Annotated in this window: 12 protein-coding genes; 4 read left to right on the top strand and 8 right to left on the bottom strand. The window is 33.9% G+C overall.

Going from position 1 to position 10,754, the window contains the following annotated elements; genetic code table 11:
- Positions 1-264: 264 nt before the first annotated feature.
- The 8 genes from A9G42_RS13125 to hutW form a co-directional block, all read right to left on the bottom strand.
- Positions 265-411: an integrase core domain-containing protein gene (locus tag A9G42_RS13125; RefSeq protein ID WP_082211776.1), complete on the bottom strand. Its 147-nt coding sequence runs from the start codon at positions 409-411 to the stop codon at positions 265-267.
- Between the two features lie 29 nt (positions 412-440).
- Positions 441-2,327 (bottom strand): DNA topoisomerase III, encoded by a 1,887-nt coding sequence (locus A9G42_RS02585; RefSeq protein WP_065652554.1) that lies wholly within the window; start codon positions 2,325-2,327, stop codon positions 441-443.
- 262 nt (positions 2,328-2,589) lie between these two features.
- The gene (zntB, locus tag A9G42_RS02575; protein WP_082211773.1) at positions 2,590-3,591 is read right to left on the bottom strand and encodes a zinc transporter ZntB; all 1,002 of its coding nucleotides are present in this window, start codon (positions 3,589-3,591) and stop codon (positions 2,590-2,592) included.
- A gap of 85 nt (positions 3,592-3,676) precedes the next feature.
- A complete protein-coding gene (locus tag A9G42_RS02570; RefSeq protein WP_065582869.1) occupies positions 3,677-4,453 on the bottom strand; it encodes a heme ABC transporter ATP-binding protein in 777 nt (258 codons plus the stop codon).
- A 13-nt stretch (positions 4,454-4,466) separates the two neighbouring features.
- A complete protein-coding gene (locus tag A9G42_RS02565; RefSeq protein WP_218058003.1) occupies positions 4,467-5,453 on the bottom strand; it encodes a FecCD family ABC transporter permease in 987 nt (328 codons plus the stop codon).
- A 46-nt stretch (positions 5,454-5,499) separates the two neighbouring features.
- Positions 5,500-6,138: an NAD(P)H-binding protein gene (locus A9G42_RS02560; protein WP_065652552.1), complete on the bottom strand. Its 639-nt coding sequence runs from the start codon at positions 6,136-6,138 to the stop codon at positions 5,500-5,502.
- Positions 6,139-6,156: 18 nt separating this feature from the next.
- Positions 6,157-6,657 (bottom strand): heme utilization cystosolic carrier protein HutX, encoded by a 501-nt coding sequence (hutX, locus tag A9G42_RS02555; RefSeq protein ID WP_065652551.1) that lies wholly within the window; start codon positions 6,655-6,657, stop codon positions 6,157-6,159.
- 25 nt (positions 6,658-6,682) lie between these two features.
- Positions 6,683-7,921 carry a heme anaerobic degradation radical SAM methyltransferase ChuW/HutW gene (gene hutW / locus A9G42_RS02550; RefSeq protein ID WP_257006321.1) on the bottom strand — a complete coding sequence of 413 codons (1,239 nt, stop codon included), beginning with the start codon at positions 7,919-7,921 and terminating at the stop codon, positions 6,683-6,685.
- 30 nt (positions 7,922-7,951) lie between these two features.
- Here hutW and A9G42_RS02545 point away from each other — a divergent pair, with 30 nt between their 5' ends.
- From A9G42_RS02545 to A9G42_RS02530, 4 genes are all read left to right on the top strand, one after another.
- Entirely contained in the window at positions 7,952-8,308 is a 357-nt protein-coding gene (locus tag A9G42_RS02545) for a TonB-dependent receptor (RefSeq protein ID WP_065652549.1), read from the top strand.
- A gap of 267 nt (positions 8,309-8,575) precedes the next feature.
- Positions 8,576-9,229: a YjfI family protein gene (locus A9G42_RS02540; RefSeq protein ID WP_065652548.1), complete on the top strand. Its 654-nt coding sequence runs from the start codon at positions 8,576-8,578 to the stop codon at positions 9,227-9,229.
- Between the two features lie 18 nt (positions 9,230-9,247).
- The gene (locus A9G42_RS02535; RefSeq protein ID WP_065642154.1) at positions 9,248-9,940 is read left to right on the top strand and encodes a PspA/IM30 family protein; all 693 of its coding nucleotides are present in this window, start codon (positions 9,248-9,250) and stop codon (positions 9,938-9,940) included.
- A gap of 94 nt (positions 9,941-10,034) precedes the next feature.
- A complete protein-coding gene (locus A9G42_RS02530) occupies positions 10,035-10,682 on the top strand; it encodes a hypothetical protein (RefSeq protein ID WP_065652547.1) in 648 nt (215 codons plus the stop codon).
- The last annotated feature ends 72 nt before the right edge of the window (positions 10,683-10,754 follow it).

Below are 10,754 nucleotides of genomic sequence, written 5' to 3'. Positions count from 1 at the left end.
AAGCGATTGATGATTAAAGCAATACGACTAACAGCAAGCTCCATGATATTTACCTAAATTCCTTTAGAAAGTATTAAAAAACCGAAAAATAAAGGTATTTTTTAGCTAAGATAAGATTATTTTTTATTCTATGTAACCTTTTTTTAGTCTATTTTTGTTATTTTTTACTTATTTTGAAAAATCAATACATATGCGTCAGGTTGTTACGCTTGGCGTAAATGTGTAAATACCTCCTCAAACTTAGTACACAACTGACGTAGAAAATTAAGTTACTTGTTTTAGTGTTTTACATTCAATTGACGCCATGTTCTTCAATGTTCCATGCGGTCTTTCCGTGTTATAAATCATTACCCCTTCTTCGGTTACTCTCTTCGCTTGCGCTAAGTTGTTAAAAAGATATAAATCGAGCATTTCATTCTATTTTGATGATGATAGCGACACTAAGATCTAATATTCAATCGCGCATTTTTTAACTGATTAACAAGCTCTAGTAGTGATAAATTGAGTTGGTGCATAAATTGCTGGTATGAAAACTCTTTTTTGCTAATTTCATCTAATTGTAATTCCCAATGTGCTGTCATGTCGGGCATCGACATGATATCAGGTAATGATAAAATCAGATTTTTACCCACGTCAGTTGAACGTATTGTTTTACCTTGACGAGTCAAAAACTGGCGTTTAAATAACAATTCGATAATACCAGCTCTCGTTGCTTCGGTGCCTAATCCATCCGTTTCGCGCAATATTTTTTTTATTTCTGGATCTTTAACAAATCGGGCAATACCCGTCATAGCCGATAATAATGTGGCATCGGTAAAGGCTCTTGGTGGCTGGGTTTCTTTGCTCAGCAATTCAGTATCAACACATTGCACAGTTTCACCCTTTTTAACCAATTTAGTTAATAACCCATTGGTTTCATTATCATCTGCATCAGTTTGGTAGTTTTTATTCCTAAATAGAATCTTCCAACCCTCATCAAGCATTTGGTTTGCTTTAGCAATAAATTTCCCGCCTTGAATATCAACATCAATTTGCAATTCGGCATATTTGTAAGCAGGATAAAATTGTGCTAAATATTGCGTTGCAATAACTTGATAAACTGCCTTTTCGTTATCGCTCAAATTTGTCATTTTAGTTTTGCGTAATGTTGGGATAATAGCATGATGTGCTTCGACTTTTTTATTATTCCAAGCTTTGGAACGCAAAGTAAAATTTGCCTGGTCAATGGCAGTTTCAAGCTCAGGGCAATTATTTTCAATAGCAGACTTAACGCCCATAATTTGTTTTAAATGATCTTCAGGTAGAAAGCGACAATCTGATCTTGGATAAGTAATTAATTTGTGCTTTTCATATAACGATTGACAAATGTCGAGTACATCTTGCGCACTTAATCCATTTTTCCTAGCCATTTCAATTTGCAGTGCCGATAAATTAAATGGCATGGGAGGCGCCAACTCTTTCTTTTTGTTGCTAACTTTATCAATTGTTCCTGGTTTACCTTTTATGCGTTGACAAACATTTTCAGCCAACTTTTTGACTAATACTCGCCCTTCTTCATCTTGATAAGGTGCACAGGCTTCGCTTGGTTGCCATTTTGCCTTAAATGTTTCATTGTCTTTGGTTTGCAATACAGCAAACACTTCATAAAAAGGTTTAGGTACAAATTGTGCTATCTCTAAATCACGCCTAACCACTAACCCTAAAATAGGTGTTTGTACTCGCCCAATTGATAATACACCTCGATAACCGTTTTTTTGTCCAACAATAGTGCACAGCCGGCTCATATTAATGCCATAAAGCCAATCCGCTCGAGCTCTTGCCAATGCAGAGGTTGATAAAGGAATAAAATCTTGGTTATTACGTAATTGTTGCAATGATTTTTCAACAGCACTCGCATTTAAATCACTAATTAAACATCGCTGTATAGCTTTGCGTTTGCTCGGCGGTAATTGGCAATAATTTAAGACTTCATCCACCAATAATTGCCCTTCTCTATCGGGGTCACCTGCATGTACAATTTGATCGGCAGCGTTAATTAGATCGACCAAAATATTAAATTGTTTTTTTGTATTGTCTTTTGGCATTAAGATCCATTTTTCAGGCACTATAGGTAAATCACTCATCACCCATTTTTTATATTTAGGATCATAAATTTCTGGTGTAGCTTGCTCTAAAAGATGACCAATACACCAGCTAACAATATCACCATTACTTGCTTTAATAAAACCATTGCCTTTTTGGTGAGGTTTAGGCAATACATCAGCAATAGCTCTAGCTAAGCTGGGTTTTTCAGCAATAAATAAACGATAAGAATGATTTGATCGCATAACAATGATTATTCATTAAATATTTCAAGCAATATACGCTTCATAAAGGAGAGTATCTAATGTATAGTCCAACAATGTAGCCACATTCATCAATAGAAAATTACACAAACCCCAGCTTGGTAAAAAAACGCAAACAAAACAAATTAACTTTTCGCAATTAGTTTTTTGCTGGTTGTTAAATAAAGGCTTAATAATATCCTTATCACTAACTATATAAACAATCATAACCTTTTGTCCATTTTTTGTAAAAATGCGACCACAATTACCACCACTTTTTATATTTAAGCCAAATAGCCGAAGCAATACAAATAACAACAAGCAGTAATATTAACCCAACAAAAGACCATTCTTGTTGGCTAAAAGGAATACCCGCTAAATTGACGCCAAGTAAACTAGTTAAAAAGGTAATCGGCGTAAATATAATGGTAAATAGTGACATTAAGTAAATTCTTTTATTGGTTGATTCGGCCAAGAAACTATTAATTTGCTCCATTATTGAAGCTAACCGCAATAAACAGCTATCTATGTCAGATACATAATGGTTTTGCTGATTGGAAATATCGTGTAATCGTTGACGATCGTTATCATCAATCCATGAAATTCTTTCAGTCGAAATTTTTACAAAAATATCACGTTGCGGTGATAACAACCGACGTAAAACGATCAATTGTTTACGTACACGACCTATTTCTTTATATGAAAATATCCGTTGGTTAAGAACTAAATCTTCTAGCCTGATGATTTTATTATGAGTACTATTAAAAGATAAATTCACTTGATCACTAATTAAATCAGATATTTGAATTAACCAATCAGCAACATCCACAGGCCCAATGCCTTTATCTAAATTGTCTTGTAGCTGAAAAATCGCGTCAATTTTCTGATGCCGAGTTGAAATAATCATGTTATCAGTGATATAAAAGCGGAAAGTCACAATTGGATCTGGAAGTTCATTTGGAATAAAATTCACCCCTTTTAAAACCACTAAAATCCCCGACTCAAAACGAATTTCTTTAGATATTTGGTTGGACTTTATCAATTCATTTTTGATCAAATCAGGAACTAAATGGGTGGTATTAATCCAATTAATGGTTTCTTGCTTAGCAAAATCTAGATGAATCCAAAATGGCTGCGAAATCGAAGGAACACTTTGTTCATTAAGTGGCATTGCTTTGCCTTTACCATCTAGCTGGCAACTAAAAGCCGGTTTAGCATCTAAGAGATGTGAAACAGAAATAGAACTGGTACTATTTTGATTAGTCATAACCGCCCCCCATTTGTTGTTTTTTCAAATTATATACTGAATTTAGCTTAAAATGGAGTAACCAATTAGAGTTTATTTATTTTGTTTAACGCATTAAATAAATTTGAGGTACACAAGCATTATCTGGATGAGGATAAATCCCTAATTCTACCTTATACCAACGGTTAATATTTTCTGAGGTTAAAACATCTTTAGGTATACCTTGTTTAACAAGTTTTCCTTGATTAATTAATAAGATCTTATCAGCATATAATGCAGCTAAATTGAGATCATGCAAAACACAGCATACGGCTAATTGTTGTTCGCAAGCCAGTTTCTTTAATAATCTTAAGGTTTGTTGCTGGTGATATAAATCAAGTGCCGAAGTAGGCTCATCTAAAAAGAGCAGTTTTTCAGTTGACTGTACTTGCCACAACTGTGCTAAAACTCTAGCTAACTGCACGCGCTGTTGTTCTCCTCCAGATAAGTTACGATAATCTCGATTTGCTAGTTTTAAACAATCTGTTTGCTGCATAGATTGTTCTATTGCTATATCAAAATCAGTTTTTCCATATGGCGAACGCCCCATAGCGACGACCTCTTTTACTTTAAAAGGAAACGTCAATTGGTTATGTTGTAGCATTACCGTGCGAATTTTAGATAATTGCTTTTCTGACCATTTTGACAACGGTTTATTTAATAAATAACACTCTCCTGATGATGGCTTTTGGTAACCTGTTAACAAACGCAATAGTGTTGATTTTCCTGCACCATTAGGTCCAATAATAATGGTAATTTTGCCCACTTCTATAGTTAAAGAGATATCATTAATTAAAGTGTGATTTGCATAATTAAAAGTTAAATGTTGAGCAGTTAGCATCATTAGATTCCATTTATTATTTATGTCTTAAAATTAACCATAGAAAATAAGGCCCACCAATTAAACTAGTAAATAGCCCAACTGGAATTTCAGTAGGAGCAACTAACGTTCGGGCAAAAGTATCCGCCAATAATAATAAACAAGCGCCACCCAACGCAGAGGCCGGTAATAACCATCGATGATTAGCTCCCATTTGTAATCGAATCATGTGAGGAACAACTAAGCCAACAAAAGCGATTATGCCACTAACTGCAACTGAGGTACCAATTAGTACTGCACAGAGTAATAATAGGTATCGTTTTATTCGTTGCACATTGATGCCCAAATAATGAGCATCTTCATCGCCAAGTTGAAGAAGATTCAGTGCATGCGATAACTTAAAAATACCAAGTAAAGCGGGAAAAATGAGTGATACCGCAACTAAAACCAAATCCCACGAACCTTTACCTAAATTGCCCATTGACCATAATGAGAGCTGACGCAATTGGATCTCATCACCAATATAGCTCAAGCACCCCATTATTGCGCCAATAATGGCATTTATGGCCACGCCTAACAAAACCATTTTTGCTAAGTTACATTGTGAATTTAAGCTATAAATATAAATTAACAAACAAATCAGCAAGCTACCTGCAAAAGCAGCAAACATTTTACCGTAAAGCATCATAATAGATGGAAATATTGCAGGAAATAAAATAGATAGTCCTACCATTAAAGCAGCACCACTACTAATGCCCAATAGGCCGGAATCGGCTAATGGATTTCTAAACAACCCTTGCATTACCGCACCAGAACTAGCTAAAGCCATACCAACAACAACAGCTAACATAATGCGAGGCATACGGACATTGAGCCAAATATGCCATAACTGATCGTCAAATTGTAGGTTAATTAAATGGGTAATGGATAAATTTAATGCGCCAGAATTAGCCGAAAATAGAATAAGCACCAATAGTAGACCAATTAAACCCCATAACAATGAGCGATGACGATTGTTTTGCACCCATTAACCTCTTTTATATTTTGAATTACTCATATTATTTAGCTAATTAATAAGTTACTGTTAAACTAGGGTCAACAACACTATAAGCACAATTACCAAATTCGTGATTAGCGATTTTATCAATAATTATTTTTGCTAAATCAATGCGATGAATAAACCCATGTACTTCTTGTTGATAATAGCATTGGGCATTTTGAGTCATTTCACCATCACGCAAACCTCCAGGCCTTAAAATTAAAAAATTTAATTTACTGGTTTGTAACCAAGTTTCAGCTAACGATTTTTCTCGTACTGCATGACCAAAAGCCTGTTTTGCTCTCGCAGATAAAGTTGCCCATGAGTCACCACACCCTAATGAAGTGACTAAAACCATCTGTTTTATGCCTGTTTGCTCAGCACAATCAATAATAATACGCTGAGCCTGATAATTCCCAGTTTCCCCACCTAAGGTTGAAACAATTGTTGAATCAGTACCAGCTAAATCACAAAGTTGTTTAACCAGCACGCGATCAGTTGCATCACCGACATAGGTTTCAATGCCTTGATTGACTAATTGCTTAGCAAAAGTATTATCACGAGCTAATGTAATACAACGCCAATCTGGATGGTTTTGTTTAACTAGTTGTAAAACTTGATAACCAGTTCCTTGTTTAGGGCTGACGCCAAAGATTAATAGTGTTTTCATTGTATTAACATTTTAAAGTTAATTAATCCGATTAGCTAATGCTCTGAATTTTTCTAGCTGTTCTGCTTTAAGTTGATGTTTTTCGTCACGACCAGCAAAAATTTTAAACATCGCTTGTCCCATATGATTAAGAAATATCATCGACGCAGTAGACATCTTCATAAATTTACGTTCAATAAAAGCAATGTATTGGCAATGCTCCGCCTTGATATGGCCACTTAAACCTTTTTGGTGTCGTAAATTAAAATATTTATGGCTATGCGTCCCTAAGGGTAACTCACCAGAAATTTCAGCAATAACATCCCCCGTATGGATTAAAAACAATACTTCTCCCCAAGTTGCTACTTCTTCCCAAATGGTATCAAAATGGCTGCCATCGACAATTTTTGCTCTGGGTAAAGCCTGAATGACTTGCGTCAATGTAACATGATGATCTTGAGCAATCTTTTCTAATACTTCCTCGGGGTGGGTTTGCATATATGCAGCTAAATTAGCTAAATGGTTTAGTTTATCTGTCATAATAATATCCTTTAATTACGAAGTTTTAATGTGGATCTTTTGCTTGCTTAATAGCGGAATGAGACATCATTTGTTGGCTACCAGTCGTTCGTTTTTCTTGCGCCATTTTTTGTTGTAATTCAATATATTCTGGATTATTGAGTTGTAATAATAACTGCTGTAAAGCTTGCAAGATATTGCTTGACCAAAATCGCCCAGATAATGTCAAAAGCAGGCAATGATCTGTATTTTGTAGAAGCCCTACTTGATGCCATTGATTGATTAATGGTTCAAACAATTGATAGTGCTGTGTTAATTGCGTCAAATCAATTCGCCCTTTTTCAATACCTGCTTGTAATTGATATAACCATTCACCTATTAATGGTTTACCTGTTAACATCATAATTGGCTTTTTACCTTGATCTAATTGGGTGTAATACTGATTTAAATCTCGATGGATCATAAAAGATTGACCACCTAACCGCCCACCAGCACAAGAGCCGAAAGCAAAGAAATTCGAACCTTGTTTAATTAAAAAATTATATAAATTTCGTTCACGGCTAGTTTTAGCCCAATGTGCATTAGTTAAATGAACCCAACCTTGTTTAGCAAAAAATTCAGCACCTTGATGATAAAAACGACACTTATCAGTGACAGACGGTATTTCAATACGTTTATTTTCAACACCTTTAGCAAGTGGTGTTGTAGGCAATAAATTAAGGGGATAAAGATCAATGCCATCTAATGGCAAATTATTAGCAATATCTAGATCTCGTTGCCATGTTTGAGGGGTTTGATCGGGTAAACCAAACATTAAATCACACACTAAAGCAACACTATCTCGTGCAGCTATGCGTTCAAAGTTTTTAATGATTTGTTCTTCAGTTGATGCTCGCCCTAACCTTTGTCTAATTTGAGTATTAAAGGTTTGTACACCTATAGAAAAACGATTAACACCAGCTTGAATATAGCTATCAACACGTTCATCATCAAAATCAGAAATGCGCCCTTCAATCGTAATTTCACAATCAGGTGCCAAAGGAGCGTGCTGTTTAAAATAACGAATTACTCTGGCTATTTGCCCACTAGCCAAAGCCGAAGGTGTGCCTCCACCAAAATAAATGGCATGAATTGGAGCAGATTGCATCGCTTTATTATCTATTTCAAGCGATATTTCTTTTAATAAATAATCGATATAGTTTTCAGTATTAAACTTCCGTAATGGGTTTTGATAAAAACCACAAAACTGACAATGAATATCGCAAAAAGGAATGTGAATATAAATTAAACGTTTTTTACCTCTAAGTGATGTCGCTTGAATAATTTCCCATTGCTGCTCAATTTCTATGGTTTAGCATTAATTGCCACCTTCCAAAAAGGCAAAAAAGCTGAAAATACAGCTCGTGAAACTTACAATAATGACAGCAAACCAATCAAAGTCGCTACAGATGATTATTTTAGAGTTGCAGGACACGGCATTGTGGATCTGACTGGTTATGTCAATATCACTAAGAATGTAAAATTAAGCGGTGGCATCTATAATCTTACCGACCAAAAATATTGGGATTATCTAAGTAACAATAAATTATACAAAACATCAAACTATAAATATCTAGAAATGTTCACCTCACCTGGTAGGACATTCCAGTTAGGTATGGATATTGATTTTTAACTAACAATATAAATAATGAAAATATCCTTTTTTAAAGAGAGGATATTTTCATCTAATATGTACATTTGGCTCATCTAACTTTGACTAATTAACAAATATCTCACGCAGGCAAATTTCCTCAATATAGCTAAATTTAATAATAAAAATATAATTGTTAAGTTATAGAAAATAAATATCACATGTAATTATTACATGTGATATTTACATGTGATGTTTTTATGTTAATATAAACCCTATTGATAATTAAAATAAACACAAAATCAACATATGAAAAAAACAAAAGAGGCCAAAGGCTCTGCATTTTACCAACAACAATATAGAAAACGCTTGCGTGAACAAGGCCTAATAAAAAAAGAAGTTTGGATTTTACCTGAAAATGCAACTCAGTTACTCGAAATTGAAAAACAGTTTCGCCTACCTATAGACAATAGCACATGCTTTAACAATATACAGGAAAGCAATAAAATGAAAAAAAATGAAGTTTGGTCAATTACAAATCTTTATCAAGCTTTGCGTGACTCAGAATTATCTAAGCAAGGTTTTGCCACTATTGATGTCATCGATGGCGTTGATGCTTGTTTGCATATAACCATGCATGAATATGGCGATCTACCTCTATTTTTAAGTGCTTCTAATCAACAAATTATTATTGAGGCTCTACTTTGGCCTGTTGATATTGTCAAACACACAAATCAATTTAATGAAGAAATATTATGTACTAGAAAACTATTCCCACTATCGACTATTGCAATTGAAAAAACAGGAGATGGGGCATTAAATTATATTATGTACGGAGCTTTAAGTGCGTCTTCATTATTAAGCGACATCATTTATGAATTAGAAACTTTATCAGATAATGTCATTAAAGCTACCGAAGCTTATGAACATTATATTAACATTAACAATATTGAATCAAAATAGTTAACAAGGAGATTAACAATGGCTATCTTCAAAAAGCTTATTACAGCGCTTCGTGGTAGTGTTAATGAAGCCGGCGAAGCGATTATTGATGCGCAAGCTCTACGTATATTAGACCAAGAAATTCGCGATGCTGACGTTGAATTAAAACAAGCTAAAGAATCGTTAGCAAGCATACTTGCGCAACAAAAATTAGCCGATAAAGAAGTTGAAAAAATTCAAGTAGAAATAACTGAGTATGAAAATTATGCCATCAAAGCATTAGAAAGCAATAATGAAAAATTGGCCTTAGAAGTCGCTGAAAAACTTTCGGTTCTTGAAAAGAAGTACACAGTTAATAAAGAGCAAGCAACTTATTTTGCCGATAACGTAAAAAATCTACGACAAACAATATTACAAACAGAAATTAATATCCGTAATCTTAAACAACAAGTAGATATTGTAAAAGCAACAGAAAGTGTGCAAAAGGCACAATCTGCTATTGCTCAACGTTATGGAAATTCAACAACAAAACTACAAACAGCCTTAGACTCTCTTGAGCGAATAAAAAAACGACAAGAAAAAACATCTGCCACTATTGAAGCAAAAAAAGAATTATTGGGATCTGAAACTCAAGATTCGCTTGATCGTAAACTTGAAGAGGCAGGAATAAAATCGAGCAACCAAAGTGCCGAAGCAATCTTAACAAGGTTAAAAGAAAAACAAATTAATTAAGTTTTTTAAGTTTTACTTTTTTTAGTTACAATAACCGTTAAAAATATAATAATTAGAAAATTGTAATAACTATTTAAAATATAAAGGAAATATAATGGAGCTTTTTTGGGGGATATTTTTTTCTTTTCCCGTTGTTATTTTTAGCGCCTTATTAACACTTTGCGTTATGTATTGGTTAACTGCCGCAATTGGCATTTTAAGTGTTGATTGTTTAGATATAGCGATTAACGTAGAGGATACAGCTACCGATATACCATCATCTGGATTTGGTGGCTTATTATTGAAATTTGGTTTTAATGAAGTACCGCTCACATTAGTTATTACCTTAATTTCATTATTCGGATGGTCAATTAGCTATTTTAGTTTCCGATTCTTTATATTACCGCTATATAATGATATTTTGCTTTATTTTATTATAGGAGCAGTTTTTTTTGTAATTTCACTAATCACCGCTATTTACCTCACTGCATTTGTCATAAAACCTATTCGCCCTATTTTCACAAAACTAAATTTAACTCATGATCATAAATCATTATTAGGACAAATTGTTCAAATACGATCCAGTATTGTAAATAACATTAAAGGAGAAGCTATTTATGAAGATGGCGGAGCGGGATTAATTTTACAAGTTAGAAGTGACGAAACTTATCAATTTAAGCGTGGAGATAAAGCAGTACTGCTACGCTATGATATGGCCAACAATTTCTATGAAATCATTAGCATTGAAGAATTTAACGGATAGTCAGAGTTCAATTTTTGGAGAAAAATAAATTATGCATATAAATACTGATACAATAATATTTTTTTTTATAAC

It is taken from the genome of Gilliamella sp. Nev6-6, assembly GCF_001690605.1.
Classification (GTDB): domain Bacteria; phylum Pseudomonadota; class Gammaproteobacteria; order Enterobacterales; family Orbaceae; genus Gilliamella; species Gilliamella apicola_C.
The sequence above is the reverse complement of the archived record's forward strand: the minus strand, read 5'-3'. Positions and strand labels throughout refer to the sequence as shown.